At 67.0% G+C, this 16,165-nt stretch carries 14 protein-coding genes; 11 read left to right on the top strand and 3 right to left on the bottom strand.

The window, feature by feature from the left end:
- Window position 1: 1 nt before the first annotated feature.
- Together NFU08_RS17010 and NFU08_RS17005 are read right to left on the bottom strand one after the other, a co-directional pair.
- On the bottom strand, window positions 2-664 hold the full coding sequence (locus NFU08_RS17010) for a response regulator (RefSeq protein ID WP_251424821.1): 663 nt from the start codon (window positions 662-664) through the stop codon (window positions 2-4).
- Window positions 657-2,384, bottom strand: coding sequence for a sensor histidine kinase (locus NFU08_RS17005; RefSeq protein ID WP_251424819.1), 1,728 nt, complete (start codon window positions 2,382-2,384; stop codon window positions 657-659). The genes NFU08_RS17010 and NFU08_RS17005 overlap by 8 nt, the downstream gene beginning before the upstream one ends.
- Before the next feature lie 151 nt (window positions 2,385-2,535).
- Here NFU08_RS17005 and NFU08_RS17000 point away from each other — a divergent pair, with 151 nt between their 5' ends.
- From NFU08_RS17000 to NFU08_RS16980, 5 genes are all read left to right on the top strand, one after another.
- Window positions 2,536-4,071 carry an SLC13 family permease gene (locus NFU08_RS17000; protein ID WP_364318617.1) on the top strand — a complete coding sequence of 512 codons (1,536 nt, stop codon included), beginning with the start codon at window positions 2,536-2,538 and terminating at the stop codon, window positions 4,069-4,071.
- A 146-nt stretch (window positions 4,072-4,217) separates the two neighbouring features.
- On the top strand, window positions 4,218-4,514 hold the full coding sequence (gene gatC, locus NFU08_RS16995; RefSeq protein ID WP_059319419.1) for an Asp-tRNA(Asn)/Glu-tRNA(Gln) amidotransferase subunit GatC: 297 nt from the start codon (window positions 4,218-4,220) through the stop codon (window positions 4,512-4,514).
- 3 nt (window positions 4,515-4,517) lie between these two features.
- Window positions 4,518-6,095 carry an Asp-tRNA(Asn)/Glu-tRNA(Gln) amidotransferase subunit GatA gene (gene gatA, locus NFU08_RS16990; protein WP_251424815.1) on the top strand — a complete coding sequence of 526 codons (1,578 nt, stop codon included), beginning with the start codon at window positions 4,518-4,520 and terminating at the stop codon, window positions 6,093-6,095.
- Window positions 6,095-7,603, top strand: a complete 1,509-nt coding sequence (gene gatB / locus NFU08_RS16985) for an Asp-tRNA(Asn)/Glu-tRNA(Gln) amidotransferase subunit GatB (RefSeq protein ID WP_251424813.1) — start codon at window positions 6,095-6,097, stop codon at window positions 7,601-7,603. The genes gatA and gatB overlap by 1 nt, the downstream gene beginning before the upstream one ends.
- 204 nt (window positions 7,604-7,807) lie before the next feature.
- Window positions 7,808-8,425, top strand: coding sequence for a hypothetical protein (locus NFU08_RS16980; RefSeq protein ID WP_251424811.1), 618 nt, complete (start codon window positions 7,808-7,810; stop codon window positions 8,423-8,425).
- 57 nt (window positions 8,426-8,482) lie between these two features.
- Here NFU08_RS16980 and NFU08_RS16975 read toward each other — a convergent pair whose 3' ends face one another.
- On the bottom strand, window positions 8,483-9,394 hold the full coding sequence (locus NFU08_RS16975) for a LysR family transcriptional regulator (protein ID WP_251424809.1): 912 nt from the start codon (window positions 9,392-9,394) through the stop codon (window positions 8,483-8,485).
- Between the two features lie 128 nt (window positions 9,395-9,522).
- Between NFU08_RS16975 and tdh the strand changes: the two genes are divergently transcribed.
- The 6 genes from tdh (at window position 9,523) to NFU08_RS16945 (ending at window position 16,023) form a co-directional block, all read left to right on the top strand.
- Window positions 9,523-10,569: an L-threonine 3-dehydrogenase gene (tdh, locus tag NFU08_RS16970; RefSeq protein ID WP_251424807.1), complete on the top strand. Its 1,047-nt coding sequence runs from the start codon at window positions 9,523-9,525 to the stop codon at window positions 10,567-10,569.
- A gap of 8 nt (window positions 10,570-10,577) precedes the next feature.
- The gene (locus tag NFU08_RS16965) at window positions 10,578-11,783 is read left to right on the top strand and encodes a glycine C-acetyltransferase (RefSeq protein ID WP_251424805.1); all 1,206 of its coding nucleotides are present in this window, start codon (window positions 10,578-10,580) and stop codon (window positions 11,781-11,783) included.
- A 31-nt stretch (window positions 11,784-11,814) separates the two neighbouring features.
- Window positions 11,815-12,948: an FAD-binding oxidoreductase gene (locus NFU08_RS16960; protein WP_251424804.1), complete on the top strand. Its 1,134-nt coding sequence runs from the start codon at window positions 11,815-11,817 to the stop codon at window positions 12,946-12,948.
- A gap of 11 nt (window positions 12,949-12,959) precedes the next feature.
- The gene (hutI, locus tag NFU08_RS16955; protein WP_251424802.1) at window positions 12,960-14,171 is read left to right on the top strand and encodes an imidazolonepropionase; all 1,212 of its coding nucleotides are present in this window, start codon (window positions 12,960-12,962) and stop codon (window positions 14,169-14,171) included.
- A 95-nt stretch (window positions 14,172-14,266) separates the two neighbouring features.
- Window positions 14,267-15,055, top strand: coding sequence for a DeoR/GlpR family DNA-binding transcription regulator (locus tag NFU08_RS16950; RefSeq protein WP_174179561.1), 789 nt, complete (start codon window positions 14,267-14,269; stop codon window positions 15,053-15,055).
- Window positions 15,056-15,243: 188 nt separating this feature from the next.
- Window positions 15,244-16,023, top strand: a complete 780-nt coding sequence (locus NFU08_RS16945) for a CPBP family intramembrane glutamic endopeptidase (RefSeq protein WP_174179563.1) — start codon at window positions 15,244-15,246, stop codon at window positions 16,021-16,023.
- Window positions 16,024-16,165: the final 142 nt, after the last annotated feature.

The raw sequence follows: 16,165 nt of genomic DNA, 5'->3' as shown, positions 1-16,165 counted from the left end.
CTCACGTGGCGGGGAGTCCGTAGCGGTGCTCCGGCCTCCCTGTCGTTCCGTACCGCAGCTGGATGTCCACGGCGCCGTCGTCCGCCAGGGAGGACAGGTACCGTTGCGCGGTGGCGCGGGAAACCCCCACCCGGCCGGCCACCTCCGCCGCCGAGTACTGCTCGCCGGGAATCAGGGATTCCAGTACTGCCGCCTCGGTTGCCGAGCGGGGTTTTGACGACGGCGTGACGTCGCCCGGGATCAAAGCGCGCTTGGCGCGCTCCACCGCCTCCTGGTCCAGGGCCCCGGGCTGCGCCAGCAGGCGGCGGTACCGGGCATACGACCGCAGCTGCTGGGACAGCGCCTCCGACGTAAAAGGCTTCAGGAGGTAGCCCAGCGCGCCGCGGCGGAAGGCCACCCGGACGGAAACGGCATCGGAGGCCGCCGTCAGCATGATGGTGTCCACGTCCAGCTGCTGGAGCAGGTCCAGTCCCGACGCGTCCGGCAGGTAGACGTCCAGCAGCACCAGGTCCGGCCTCAGGCTGTGGATGGACTGCAGCGCCAGCGACGCGGTGCCCACCGGTGCCAGCGCCATGAATCCCGCCACGGAATCCACGTAGGCGGCGTGGAGCTTGGCCACGTGGAAGTCGTCGTCCACGATCAGCACCCGAAAATCTTCAGGCATGGGTGTCCTTTCCGGCTGTTCCTGTGCTTGTCCTGCCCGCCGTCCCTGCCGTGGTCCCCGGCAGGGTGGCCATGAATACTGCGCCTGGTCCGCCCGGACTGCCCGATTCCAGGACCCTGACGTCCCCGCCGCGCCGCCGGGCCAGCTGGCGCGCCAGGGCCAGCCCAAACCCCTGGCCGCCGCTGCCGTTCCGGGCCAGCGGCCCGGACGCCGTGCTGAAGCCTTCCGCGAAGATCGCCTCCGGGTCCGTTCCCTCCGCCAGCCCGTCACCCGAGTCGGCGACGACGATGTGCAGCGTGCCGCCGTCGTCGTCCGGCTCGTCCAGCACCTCCAGCTCCACCCAGCGGTCCGTGGCGGAGCCTGCCACCGCGGCGTTGACCGCGTTGTCGATCAGGTTGCCGAGCACTGTGGTGACGTCCTGGGTCTCCGCCACCTGCCCGCGGACCAGGGTCTCGGGGCCGATCCGCAGGGCCACCCCGCGCTCGTCCGCCTCCACGCCCTTGGCGCCCACGAAAGCCTGCAAGTACGGGTCCTGGAGCAGCTCGGCCTGGTCCACCGGGAATTTCAGAGGCCCGGTGGCTGCCAGCCGTGCCAGGTACTCCCGGGCCTGCTGGTGCTGGCCGATGCTCATGAACCCGGCAATGGTGTGCAGCTGGTTGGCGAACTCGTGGCGCTGGGCCCGCAGCGCCGTGGACATGGTTCCCACGGCATCCAGCTGCCGGGTGAGCTGCTGGAGTTCCGTGCGGTCCCGGAGCATCACCACCCAGCCAAGGTCCTCCCGCCGGTGCAGGGCCTTGCGGGCATTGGCCACCAGCACGCGCCCGCCGGCCACCAGCTCAAGCGCCTCGGGGCTGTTGGAGCCTGCCCGGGTGAGGGACTTCACCTGGTCCGGCACCGGAGCGTCCTCCCAGCGGCTGCCGGCCAGGTCCGGCAGGTCCAGCAGCCGTTGGGCTGCTGCGTTGAACACGGTGATCCGCCCGTCGGCGGAGACGCCGACGACGCCGTCGTCCACGCCCTGGAGGACCGCCACCTGGTCATGGACCAGCGTGCTGATCTCCTCGGGTTCAAGCCCCAGGGTGAGCCGCGTCAGCCGGCGCCGCAGCAGGAAGGAACCCAGCACGCCCGCCAGCAGCGCCCCGGCGGCGGTGAGGGCGACGGGGCCGATATCCCGTGCCACGCTCTGGCCCACCGTTTCCATGGAGTAGCCCACGCTGACCTCGCCCACCACAGTGGTGCCGTCCGGCGCGTAGACGGGTACCTTCGCCCCGGCAGAGGGCCCCAGCGTTCCCGTGTTCCGGGTGGTGACCTCCCGGCCGGCCAGGGCCTCGGACGGGTCGGTGCTGACCTTTTCGCCCAGGCGCTCCGGGTCCGGGTGGGCAAGCCGCAGGCCGGTCTCGTCGGTGATCACCACGAACAGGGCGCCGGTCCGGGTCCGTGCCGCTTCGGCTGCTTCCATCAGCGGGCCCGCCGCGAGTTCGGCGGCCGGGGGAGTGCCGGGCTGCTGGCTGATGGCCAGCACGTCAGCCCGCACCGAGGCGTCCGAGGCTACGGTCCGCGCCAGCGTCAGGGCCTGGTTTTCGGCCTCGCTGCCCACCCTGTCGTAGGTGAGCCAGGCGTGCACGGCGGCGCTGAACAGGACAACGAGGATCACCACGGACAACTGGAGCAGGAGGGTCTGGGTGGAGAACCGCAACGGCCGCCGGGGCACGGAACGCTGCATGATCCTCCTTGATTAGGGCGGGCAGCCGCGGACACCGGCAGCCGTGAGCACAATGAGCAAAATGCTCCCAATAAGCAGTATGCCAATCAATTGAGCCAAAGGCACGGCCGTGACGGCCGCCACCCTACAGTCTGTAGCACGCGTCACACCGCTGTGCCGCTGTTCACATAGTAAGGAGCCGGCCGTGCTGGTATTACTTGGATTCGCAATGATCGCGGTATTCATGGTGCTGATCATGACGAAGAAGTTGACGCCAGTGCTGGCGTTGATCATCGTCCCCACCGTTTTTGGCCTCTTCGCCGGTGCAGGCCTGGGCATTGGCGACATGGTCATGGACTCCATGAAGTCCATGACCTCAACCGCAGCCCTGCTGATGTTTGCCATCATCTACTTCGGCCTGATGATCGACGTCGGGCTGTTCGACCCCCTGGTCCGGTTCATCCTCCGCAAGCTCGGCAACGACCCCGCCAAGGTGGTCCTGGGAACTGCCATCCTCGCGGCCGCCGTATCCCTCGACGGTGACGGCTCCACCACCTTCATCCTCACCACGGCGGCCATGCTGCCCATCTACCTCCGGCTGAAGATGAGCCCCGTGGTCCTCACCTGCGTGGCCGGCCTGGCCAACGGCACCATGAACATCGTGCCGTGGGGCGGTCCCACCGCCCGCGCCGCCAGCGCCCTGAACATCGACGTTAACGACGTCTTCGTCCCGATGATCCCGTCCCTCCTGGCCGGCATCGCCGTCGTCCTGGCCTTCGCCTGGCTGCTCGGCCTGCAGGAGCGCAACCGCCTCCGCGCCACCCAGCCGGAAATCTGGGCAATGCCGTTCACGGCAGAGCCCTTTACCGCTGAGGCGTTCGACGGCGGCACGCACCCTTCAGGTGGTACCAGTGGTTCAGGTGCCGGCCGCGGACCCAAGGCGACCAACCCGGGCGGCGCAGCCCCCGCCGTCGGCGGCGTCTCCACAGACGGCTCGTCCGTTGCCGTCCTGGAACGCACCGGGGACCTGGTGGATGAACACGACACAGCCATGGCGGACACCGCCCTGGACCCCAACCGCAGCACCCTGCGCCCCAAGCTGCAGTGGTTCAACCTGGGCCTCACCGTCGCCGTCATGGGCATGCTCATCGCCGACCTCGTGCCCCTGCCTTACGTCTTCATGGTGGGCTCCGCCATCGCACTGCTGGTCAACTTCCCCAACGTCAAGGACCAGGCCGCACAGATCGTGGCCCACGCACCGTCGGTCGTGGCAGTCGTCAGCATGGTCATGGCCGCCGCAGTCCTGACCGGCGTCCTCACCGGCACCGGCATGGTGGAAGCCATGTCCGCCTGGCTGGTCCAGATCATCCCCTCCAGCATGGGCCCGCTCATGGCCGTCATCACCGGCGTCCTGAGCATCCCCATGACGTTCTTCATGAGCAACGACGCTTTCTACTTCGGCGTGCTGCCCGTCCTGAGCGAGACGGCCGGACACTACGGAATCAGCGCCGCCGAGATGGCCCGCGCCTCCATCACCGGCCAGCCGTTCCACATGCAGAGCCCGCTGGTTCCGGCCATCCTGCTGCTGGTTTCACTGGCCAAGGTCGACCTGGGCGACCACCACAAGAAGGTCCTGTGGCGCAGCGCTGTGGTCTCCCTGGTCATGCTGGGAATCGGCATGCTGACCGGAGCCATCGGAATCGGTTAGTCTATAGCTGCCGTGCTCCCGCCACCTGGTGGCGGAACCCGGCATCAAGGTGCCCGTCTGACGCCCGCTGGGGGATGTCAGACGGGCATCATTGTTTCCCCACTAGAATGGATCGGAAATCAATTCGAACTTTGCAGGGGAGATCCATGGCTGCGATCAACCGTGACGACGTCGCGCATCTCGCGCGGCTCGCTCACATTGAGATGAGTGACCAAGAGCTGGACAGGATGGCCGGAGAACTGGCCGTCATCGTCGATTCGGTCAAATCCGTCAGTCAGGCCGCCGGAGACGACGTCCCGGCCACCTCACACCCAATTCCGCTGAGCAACGTGTTCCGCGAAGACGTTGTGGGCCATACCTTCACCGCGGAACAGGCACTCTCCGGGGCGCCGGATTCCGACGACAACCGTTTCAAGGTCCCGGCAATCCTGGATGAGGCATAACCCATGACTGACACCAACACACTGATCCGCCTCTCAGCCGCACGGCTCGCGGAAAAGCTGGCAGCCGGCGAGGTCACCTCCGTCGAGGTCACCCAGGCCTACCTGGACCGGATCGCGGAGGTTGACGGCGGTGAACGCGGCGTCCACGCCTTCCTGCACGTCAACGCCGAAGAGGCGCTCGCCGTCGCCGCCGAGGTGGACGCCATCCGCGCCGCCGGCGGAGCCGAAGCCGAGGCGCTGCACGTCCTGGCCGGCGTCCCCATCGCCGTCAAGGACCTCATCGTCACCATTGGCCAGCCCACCACCGCGGGCTCCAAAATCCTCGAGGGCTGGCACAGCCCGTACGACGCCACCGTGGTGGAGCGCCTGCGCGCGGCGAAGATGCCCATCCTGGGCAAGACCAACCTGGACGAGTTCGCCATGGGCTCCTCCACCGAACACTCCGCCTTCGGCCCCACCCGCAACCCGTGGGACCTGGACCGTATCCCCGGCGGTTCCGGCGGCGGGTCCGCGGCCGCCGTCGCCGCCTTCGAGGCACCCCTCGCGCTGGGCACGGACACCGGCGGGTCCATCCGCCAGCCCGGCGCCGTCACCGGCACCGTGGGCGTCAAGCCCACGTACGGAAGCGTCTCCCGCTACGGCGCCATCGCCATGGCGTCCTCGCTGGACCAGATCGGCCCCGTGTCCCGGACCGTCCTGGACTCGGCACTCCTGCACCAGGTCATCGGCGGGCACGACTCCCGGGATTCCACCTCGCTGCCTGACCCGCTGGCCGACCTCGTCGCCGCCGCGAAGACAGGCAACGTCGAAGGCATGCGGATCGGCATCATCAAGGAGCTGCACGGCGAGGGCTACCAGGCCGGCGTCGAAAACCGCTTCAATGACTCCCTGGAAATCCTCAAGGAAGCCGGCGCGGAAATCGTCGAGGTCTCCTGCCCCAACTTCCAGTACGCCCTGGGCGCCTACTACCTGATCATGCCCTCCGAGGCCTCCTCCAACCTCGCCAAGTTCGACGGCGTCCGCTACGGCCTGCGCGTCCTGCCCGAGGACGGTCCCATGACCATCGAACGCGTCATGGGTGCCACCCGCGCCGCCGGCTTCGGCGACGAAGTGAAGCGCCGCATCATCCTGGGCACCTACGCGCTGAGCGCCGGCTACTACGACGCCTACTACGGCTCGGCCCAGAAGGTCCGCACCCTGGTGCAGCGCGACTTCGATGCCGCTTTCACCGTGGCGGACGTGCTGATTTCGCCCACCGCCCCCACCACGGCCTTCCGCCTTGGCGAAAAGCTGGACGATCCGCTGGCCATGTACCTCAACGACGTCGCCACCATTCCGGCCAACCTGGCAGGTGTGCCGGGCCTGTCCCTGCCCGGCGGCCTGGCGGACGAGGACGGCCTCCCCGTGGGCATCCAGCTGCTGGCACCGGCCCGCGAGGACGCCCGCCTTTACCGGGTAGGCGCCGTACTCGAATCACTGCTGGAGGCCAAATGGGGCGGACCGCTGCTTGCGCAGGCGCCCGAGCTTGCCGCCGCGGCCGGGCCCGTCGAAACCCTTGTTGGAAGCCAGGAGGCAAAGTAATGAACACAGAAGCAATCCTGAGCTTCGAAGAAGCCATGGAGAAGTACGATCCCGTCCTGGGCTTCGAGGTCCACGTGGAGCTCAACACCAAGACCAAGATGTTCTCCTCCGCGCCCAACGTCTTCGGCGACGAGCCCAACACCAACGTCAACGAGGTGGACCTCGGCATGCCCGGCGTCCTGCCCGTGGTGAACAAGACCGCGGTGGAGTCCTCCATCAAGATCGGCCTGGCGCTCAACTGCAAGATCGCCGAGAGCTGCCGGTTCGCCCGGAAGAACTACTTCTACCCGGACACCCCCAAGAACTTCCAGACGTCCCAGTACGACGAACCCATAGCGTACGACGGGTACCTGGACATCGAGCTCTCCGACGGCACCGTGTTCCGCGTGGAGATCGAGCGCGCCCACATGGAAGAGGACGCCGGCAAGCTGACCCACATGGGCGGTGCCACCGGCCGCATCCACGGCGCCGACTTCTCCCTGGTGGACTACAACCGCGCCGGTGTTCCGCTGGTGGAAATCGTCACCAAGCCCATCGAGGGGGCAGGCTCCCGCGCCCCCGAGCTGGCCAAGGCCTACGTGGCTGCCGTCCGCGAGATCGTCAAGAACCTCGGTGTCTCCGACGCCCGGATGGAACGCGGCAACGTCCGCTGCGACGCCAACGTCTCGCTGCGCCCGCACGGCCGTGAACGGTTCGGCATCCGGTCCGAAACCAAGAACGTAAACTCGCTGCGCGCCGTCGAACACGCCGTCCGCTACGAGATCCAGCGCCACGCCGCCGTCCTGGACGCCGGCAACCCGGTGGTCCAGGAAACCCGCCACTGGCATGAGGACACCCGCACCACCACGTCCGGCCGGCCCAAGTCCGACGCCGACGACTACCGCTATTTCCCGGAGCCGGACCTGGTTCCCGTGGTGGCGTCGCGTGAATGGGTTGAGGAGCTGCGTGTCACCCTGCCCGAGCCGCCGGCCGCCCGCCGGAAGCGCCTGCAGGCTGACTGGGGCTACTCGGACCTCGAGTTCCGCGACGTCGTGAACGCAGGCGTCATGGACGAGATCGAGGAAACCATTGCTGCCGGGGCCTCGGCCTCCGTGGCCCGCAAGTGGTGGATGGGCGAGATCGTGGGGCGTGCGAAGAACGCCGACGTCGATCCCGGCCAGCTCGGCGTCCAGCCGGCCACCATCGTGGAGCTCGCACGCATGGTGGAAGACGGCAAGATCAACAACAAGATGGCCACGGAGGTCCTGGACGGCGTCCTGGCCGGCGAGGGCACTCCTGCGGACATCGTGGAGAAGCGCGGCCTGGCCGTGGTCTCCGACGACGGGCCCCTGCTCGAAGCCATCGATGCTGCGCTGGCCGCCCAGCCCGGCGTCGCGGACAAGATCCGCGGCGGCAAGGTCCAGGCCGTCGGCGCCATCGTGGGCGGAGTCATGAAGGCCACCCGCGGCCAGGCCGACGCCGCCCGCGTCCGGGAACTCATCCTGGAGAAGCTGGGCGTCACCGCCTAAGCCCTCCCGCCCAACTGGGTAGCAGTAAATGTCGTTTTGAGCGCTCATAACGACATCTACTGCTACCCAGTTGCGTTTAAGTAGTACTCACTTCCCGCCAGCCGCTGGCTACTCGTGTGCGGCGGTACAGCCCCGTCCTACACTGAACCACCAGGGCTCCGCTCACGGGGAATGCCCTGCCGGTGCTGTGGGAGGTGTGGGTTTATGTCGGTATGGGAACCGCTGGGATTCCGCAAGGCTGCGCTCGGCGGGGCCGTGGCACTCGTCCTGACCGGGACCGGGGTGGCGTTCGCATGGGCCACGAACGAGTCGCCGCCGCCTGCACCGCCGTCGTCCTCGTCGCCGGGAAAGTCCGGCGACGCCCCTGGACACAACAGGGCCCCCGGCCAGGACAAGGGGCCGGGACACGCCAAGCCTGACAAGGCCCAGCGCGGGCAGCACCTGCATGGCGAGAGCGTGGTCAAGAATGCTGACGGGACTTTCCACACCGAGGTGACCCAGCGCGGCACCGTGGAGTCCGTCAGTGAAACCTCCATTACCGTTCGAAGCGAGGACAACTACTCGCAGGCCTACATCATCGGCGCGGAAACGAAGATCACGCAGGTGGCAGCCCCGCCGGCGGGTGGTCCGGCGGCAGGGGACGACGGCGGCAAGCGTCCCAAGCGGGCCGACGGAACCATTGCGGACATCACCACAGGCTCCGAGGTCCGGATCTCCGGAGTGAAGGATGGCGAGACCGTGACAGCGCAGCGGATCGTTGAGGGCGCCGGCGGGGGTCCGGGCTTGGGGCTGGGCCGCGGCCACGGCAAAGGACCCAACTAGGTAGCAGCAGGTGTCGTTTGGGGGGCTCATAACGACATCTGCTGCTACTTGGTTGGGTCAACCCTGCTCCACTAGCCCCGCCATGATGCCCTGCAGCGCTTCGCAGACCATAGTTACGGACCGCCGCTTCAGGTTTTCAGGCCTGGCCAGCAGGTCGATCCGCCGCCGGGTGCTGATTCCCTTGAGCGGCCGCAGCACGATATCGGGATTCAGTACCGGCCCCGCGGTGTACCTGGGGAGCAAGCCCACCACCCCGCCGGTGGCAACAAGGGCGGCCACCGTGGAGTAGTCGTTGATCCGGTGGACGATGTTCGGCTCGCGGCTGGATACGGCGGCGACGGCGGACAGCACGTCCGCGGGGGAGTAGCCGGCGTGGCTGGTCACCCAGGCCTCGCCGCCGACGTCGTCCGCCGTGACCGCTGCCTTGGCCGCGAGGGGGTGCCCGGCAGGCAAAGCCACGTCCAGGGGCTCGTGGGCAAGCGGGATCACCGTCACCCGTTCGGCAGGCCAGCGCGGGCTGTGGTCCATCCGGTGGGCGAGCACCAGGTCATAGCGCGCGGTGAGGGCCGGGAAGTCCTGCTGGGCCACGTCCTCGTCCGAGAGTTCTATCCGCGGCTGTCCAGGGGCGGCGAGGATGCGGGCGAGCGGGGCGAAGACCGCCTGCCCCGCACTGTGGAATCCGCACAGGCTTACCCTGCCGGCAGCGGATCCGTGGTAATTCCCGATGGCATCCTTGGCATCCGCCATGGCGCTGAGGACAGCGGCCCCGGCGTCGGCCAGCACCTGGCCCGCCTCGGTGAGTACGAGGTTCCTGCCCTCCTTCCGGGTGAGGGGCACCTCGACCTTCCGCTGCAGCAGGGCCAGCTGCTGGGAGACGGCGGACGGGGTGACCATGAGGGTGTCCGCCACTGCCTTGACGCTTCCGAGGGCGCCCAGTTCGCGGAGGATCTCAAGCTGGTGTATCTCCATCACAGCAGTCTATGCGTTAGGAAACGCTACATCGTCGATTGAGTATTTTGCTGTTGTGCTAAAGCTTCTACCTCGTTGTAATAGGGAAGGCAGGACCTGCCAACGACAGACAAAGAGTGAGGAAGCCGATGAAGGCTCTGTATAAGGCCGGACCCCAGGCCGGCTTCGAACTGGTGGACCGCCCCGAACCGGTGGCGGGCCCTGCTGATGTGAAGATCCGGGTCATGACCACCGGCATCTGCGGTACCGATCTCCACATCCAGTCCTGGGATTCCTGGGCGCAGGGGATCATTGAAGCTCCGCTCATCCCGGGCCACGAGTTCTATGGCGAGGTTGTGGAAACCGGAGAGGACGTCCGCGACGTCAAAGTGGGAAACCGGGTGTCCGGGGAGGGCCATGTGGTGTGCGGGATCTGCCGGAACTGCCGCGCCGGCAGGCGGCAAATGTGCATCCATACCGTCAGCGTTGGCGTGCAGCGTGACGGTGCGTTCGCCGAGTATGTGGTGATCCCGGAAACCAACGTCTGGGTCCACCACGATTCCTCGGTCACGCCCGAACTCGGTGCCATCTTCGACCCATTCGGCAATGCCGTGCACACCGCCCTCAGCTTCCCCCTGGTTGGGGAGGATGTGCTCATCACCGGCGCCGGACCCATCGGCCTGATGGCCATCGCCGTTGCCCGGCACGCCGGGGCCCGCAAGATCGCCATCACCGACGTTTCGCGCCCACGCCTTGAGCTCGCCCGCCGGTTGGGGGCAGACCTCGCGATCGATGTTTCCACCACCCGCGTGCGTGATGCCCAGCGCGACCTCGGCATGCGGGAGGGCTTCGACATCGGCATGGAAATGTCCGGCCATCCCGGTGCGCTGCCGGAGATGATCGACAACATGAACCACGGCGGCCGGATCGCCATGCTCGGCCTGCCCAGCCAGGACATCATCATCGACTGGGGCAAGGTGGTCACCCACATGCTCACGCTCAAGGGCATCTATGGCCGCGAAATGTATGAAACCTGGTACGCCATGAGCGCCATGCTCTCCTCGAACCCCGTGCTGCATGCGGGAATATCCGCCGTCGTCACGGACATGCTCCCTGCCGGCCAGTGGGAGAAGGGCTTCGACCTTGCCCGCAGCGGCGCAGGTGGCAAAGTTGTCCTCGACTGGACCCAACTCTAAGGAACACCATGTACACCTCGATCAAGGACCAGCTGCGCACGGAGCTGGACGATATCCGCAGCGCAGGCCTCTTCAAGACCGAACGCAGCATCAGTTCCCCGCAGTCCAGCCACATCACCGCCGGACAGATCGGGCAGACGGGCGCGGACGTGCTGAACTTCTGCGCCAACAACTACCTTGGCTTGGCGGACCACCCGGACATCATCCACGCGGCCAAGGCGGCCATGGACGAGCGAGGCTTCGGCATGGCCAGCGTGCGGTTTATTTGCGGAACCCAAGACCTGCACCTCGAACTCGAATCCCGGGTTTCCCGCTTCCTGGGCACCGAGGACACCATCTTGTTCTCCAGCTGCTTTGACGCCAACGGCGGGGTCTTCGAATCGCTCTTCGGGCCGGAGGATGCCATCATCTCCGATGCCCTGAACCATGCCTCCATCATCGACGGGATCCGGCTCTGCAAGGCACAGCGGTACCGGTACGCCAACCAGGACATGGCAGACCTCGAGGCAAAGCTTGTGGAGGCGAAGGACGCCCGCCGCAAGATCGTGGTCACCGACGGCGTCTTCTCCATGGACGGGTACCTCGCCCCGCTGGAGGCCATCTGCGACCTCGCCGAGAAGCACGACGCGCTGGTCATGGTGGACGACTCCCACGCCGTCGGCTTCATGGGCGCGACGGGTGCGGGCACGCCCGAACACGCCGGTGTGTCGCACCGGGTGGACATCTACACCGGAACGTTCGGGAAGGCGCTGGGCGGAGCGTCCGGCGGTTACGTGTCCGGCCGGGCCGAGGTAGTTGCCATGCTCCGCCAGAAGGCCCGCCCCTACCTGTTCTCAAACTCGGTGGCTCCGGCCATTGTCGCAGCCACCATCAAGGCCCTGGACCTGGTGGAGAACTCGGCGGACCTGCGGCGCACGCTCTTCGAGAACGCTGTCCTGTTCCGGCGCAGGATGACCGAGGAAGGCTTTGACCTCCTGCCCGGCGAACACGCCATTGTGCCGGTGATGTTCGGCGACGCCGTGCTGGCTGCAAAGGTGGCTGACCGGATGCTGCAGCACGGCGTCTTTGTCACTGCCTTCAGCTTCCCGGTGGTTCCGCGGGGTGCCGCGCGGATCCGGGTGCAGCTATCGGCTGCGCACTCGGCGGACGACGTCGAAGCGTGCGTGCGTGCCTTCGTCGCCAGCCGTGCCGAGGTAGCAGGCCAGGAAGGGTAGCGCCGGGAGCCAAGTCTGCGAGGATAGGGAAATGGCAGCTCACTATGATGTCCTGATTGTCGGCGGCGGCATTGCCGGACTGTCCCTGGCGTCCGCGCTGGCGGGCCAATGCAGCGTGGCATTGGTGGAGGCGGAACAGGAACTGGCGTACCACACGTCATCCCGCTCGGCCCGCCAGTTCATTCCGAGCTACGGCCCGCCCGTGGTCCAGGAACTGACCGTCCGGACGCTTGAGCTGCTTGCCGCCCGCGATGCGGAGTTGCCCGAACCCATCCTGACGCCCCGCAGCTTCATGCTGATCGGCGCAAAGGAAGACGTGGCCGCGGAAGCCAGTGGGCTCATGCGGTCCATTACCCCCGCTGAGGCGCTGGAGCTTTGCCCGGCGCTGGTCCCCGGTACCTTCGAGGCCGCGGGGCTGGATGAAGGGTCCTTCGGATGCAACGCGCCGCTGCTGCTGGAGGACCACCGGGGGAGGGCCGCCTCTGCCGGGGTGGACATTATTACCGGCGCCAGGGTTCATACCGCGCAACGGCTTGGTTCCGGGTGGCAGGTGGGCGCGGGCACGGAGGGCTTCCAAACGGGTGTCCTGGTTAACGCTGCCGGCGCCTGGGCGGACGAACTTGCCGTGATCAGCGGCGTGGAAAAACTCGGACTCCAGCCGTACCGGCGCACGGCGGCGATTGCCGCCGTCGACCATCCCTTGCCTGAGCACAGCCCCATGGTGGCGGCAGCGGACAATTCGTTCTATTTCCGGCGGGACGGGGACGACGTGCTCATCTCGCCCTCCGAGTCGGAGCCCAGCGGGCCCGAAGATGCCCGGCCCCGGGCGGGTGACATCGAGCGGCTAATGCACAGGCTGAACCGGATCACCACGCTGGGAATCACGGAAGTCCGCAGGGCATGGACGGGGCTGCGGACTGAGGCGGCCGACGGCGTTCCGGTGGCGGGGTTCGATGCCGAGGCTCCGGGCTTCTACTGGCTCGCCGGGCAGGGCGGCTACGGATTCCAGACGTCTTCGGCCATGGCGGAACTCGCAGCCGCCCAGATTTTGGCGGGCCAGGGTGCTGCGGGCGGGGCCGGTGCAGCTGCCGCAGCCGGGACAGCGGGTCCGGAATCCCGGACAGCGCAGGCGCTGGCGGCCACCCGCTGGTCCGTGCGGCGCTGAAGAATGGCTGTATGAGCACCCTGATTACCAATATTGCCGAGCTGATGACGCAGGACCTGGAGCACCGGGTCCTGAAGGACGCCGCGGTGGTGGTGGAGGGTGAGCGGATTTCATGGATCGGCGCTGCTGCCGATGCTCCGGCCGCGGATGACGCCGTGGACGTGGGAGGCCGCGCCGTGCTGCCCGGCTGGGTGGACTCCCATACCCACCTGCTGTTCGCAGGGGACCGGACCGCCGAATTTGAGGCGCGGATGGCGGGGGAGTCCTACGCGGCTGGAGGCATCGCGGTGACCATGAACGCGACCCGCGCCACGTCGGATTTTGACCTGACCCGCCTGGCGCTTGGCCGTGTTGACGAAGCCGTCTCGCAGGGAACCACCTACCTCGAGACAAAAACGGGCTATGGCCTGGATGTTGAGCACGAAACCCGGAGCGCGCGGATTGCCTCCACCGTGGCGGACCAGGTCACCTACCTGGGGGCGCACCTGGTTCCCGCGGGGCAGGACCCGGAGGAATACACCAGCCTGGTATGCGGTCCCATGCTGGATGCCGTCCGGCCCTTTGTGCAGTGGGCGGACGTCTTTTGTGAGGAAGGAGCCTTCACCGCGGAACAGTCCCGGCGGGTCCTGCTGGCCTGCCGCGACGCCGGCCTGGGACTCCGCGTCCATGGAAACCAGCTTGGCGAAGGTCCGGGCGTGCAGCTCGCGGTGGAGCTCGGTGCCGCCAGCGTGGACCACGTTAACTACCTCGCCACCGGAGATGTCGATGCCCTGGCCGGGACCTGGACCGGTTGGGACGCCGGCACGGGCAGCGGCAGCCGCGGCACGGTTGCGACCTGCCTGCCTGCCTGCGACCTTTCCACCCGCCAGCCGCTGGCCCCTGCCCGGGCGCTCCTGGACGCCGGCGTCCAGTTGGCGCTCGCGTCCAACTGCAACCCGGGAACGTCCTACACGAGCTCCATGGCGTTTTGCGTTGCCACGGCCGTGCTGCAGATGCGCCTCAGCGTCCATGAAGCTGTCCGGGCAGCCACGTACGGGGGAGCCCTCGCGTTGCACAAGGACACAGGGAACGACGCCGACGGCGAACGGGCGGTGGGGTCCATCGCCGTCGGACACCGGGCGGATCTGCATGTCCTCAATGCGCCATCCGCCACCCACCTCGCCTACCGGCCGGGGATGCCTTTGACATACGCTGTGTGGCGGGCAGGAAAGCAGGCGCGGTAGCTTCCGGTTCTATTTGACGTTAGGTGATCGTTTGAGGTCTGTTATGATCATAAAACGTCATCTGGAGTGGTGGCTTGAGTACGTGGAGGCCCTGCATGACCCGCACTGACAGATTGACGGCAATCCTTGACCTCCTTGCACGGACCGGCCAGGTGGAGGTCGAAGAGATTGTCAGCACCCTGAACGTGTCCCCAGCCACCGCCCGGCGCGATCTGGACAGCCTGGCCAAGCGCCGGCTCCTCACCAGGACCCGCGGCGGCGCCACCACGGGAGCCCTTGCCTACGATTTGCCCGGCCGGTACAACCGCGATGACCACGCCGAGGCCAAGGAGCAGATTGCCCACGCTGCCTCTGCGCTGATAGCGCCCGGTGCCGTGATCGGATTGTGCGGCGGGACCACCAGCACAGCGCTGGCACAGATCCTTGCCACGCGCGAGGACCTCAACGCTCCATCCAACCAGCCCACCCTCACAGTGGTCACGAACGCCATTAACATCGCTTCGCAGCTGGCGGTCCGGCCCAGCATCAAAGTCATGGTCACGGGAGGGATCCTCAATCCACGTTCCTACGAGCTGGTGGGTCCCTATACGGACATCATCATGCAGAAGGTGGTGCTGGACATCGCCTTCATCGGCGTGAACGGCATTGATCCCGAAGTGGGGCCAACCAATACGGGTGAGGGTGAGGCCTCCGTCAATGCCCTCCTAGCCAGCAGGGCACGGGTTTCCTACGTCCTGGCGGACTCGTCAAAGGTCGGAGTGCGTGCCTTTGCCACCATGGACGGGTACAACTTCACCCGGCTGATCACAGATTCCGGGATCTCGGCGAAGGACAAGGCCGCCTTCGAAGCCAATGGCACGGAAGTGATCGTCGCCGCCGGCTGAGCAGCTTTGGCTGGGCGGCACCGGCGGCGCGGCGCTGGTGCCGCGCCGCCGGATGGGAGGCACTGGCTGGCGTCCCGGGCCCTGCGGATCCAAGCCTGACGGATCCCTTGGAGGCAGCCGGGCAGGTACCCGCGTGACACTGGATGGGCAATCAGCCCGGATCCAGAAACTGAAGGCAAGATGGGAGCATGCTGGTTCCCTCCCGCCGTCGCCTTAGGTTTGAAGTCTGGATTGTCCTGGGCCTGTCCCTGGGCCAGTCTGCTGTGTACTCCGTGGTTCAGCTCTTGGACAAGATGACCCGTGCACCGCTGGCGGAAGGCACCTCCACACTCAACCGCTCGCAGAGCACCCGGGAATACTTCGACCTGACGTACCAGCTGCTGGATATCCTTTTCGCGCTGGTTCCGGTGCTGCTGGTGCTCTACTTCCTTACCGACCATCGGCAGGCCGCGACCGGCGAAGGCGGTAATACGGGGTCAGCGTTCCACAAGCTTGGCTTCAATTTTGCCCGCCCCGGCCGGGATCTGCTCCAGGGCCTGGGTTTGGCGGCGCTGATCGGCGTCCCCTCCCTGGGGCTTTACGCCGCAGGCAGGGCGCTGGGGATTACCACGGCCATCATCCCCAGCGCACTGGACGCGTACTGGTGGACGGTGCCGGTGCTGATCCTGTCCGCGATGCGCCATGCCGTGGTGGAGGAAGTCATCGTGGTGGGATACCTGATGAACCGTTTTGGGAAGTTCGGCTGGAGCATTCCGCTGTCCATCCTGGCGAGCTCGCTGCTTCGCGGCACCTACCACCTGTACCAGGGCTTCGGTCCTTTTATCGGCAACGTGGTGATGGGGATCGTCTTCGCGTGGCTCTATACCCGAACGCGGCGGGTGATGCCGCTGGTCATTGCCCACGCGCTGCTGGATATTGTGGCCTTCGTGGGCTTCAGCCTGTTCGGCAAGGCAGTCGGGCTGGGCTGAATCCTTGGGGGCGACGGCGGGGGATTGATGGGCACGACTGCGGGGCCGGTGGGCACAACGACGGGCATCAGGTGACATCTAGGTCAGTACCGGTTCCACTTCCCTGAGCGGGTCCTCCGCCAAGACGGGCGGGGCAGCGTAG

Source organism: Pseudarthrobacter sp. NCCP-2145 (assembly GCF_023708005.1).
In the GTDB taxonomy this organism is placed as follows: domain Bacteria; phylum Actinomycetota; class Actinomycetes; order Actinomycetales; family Micrococcaceae; genus Arthrobacter; species Arthrobacter oxydans.
The sequence above is the reverse complement of the archived record's forward strand: the minus strand, read 5'-3'. Positions and strand labels throughout refer to the sequence as shown.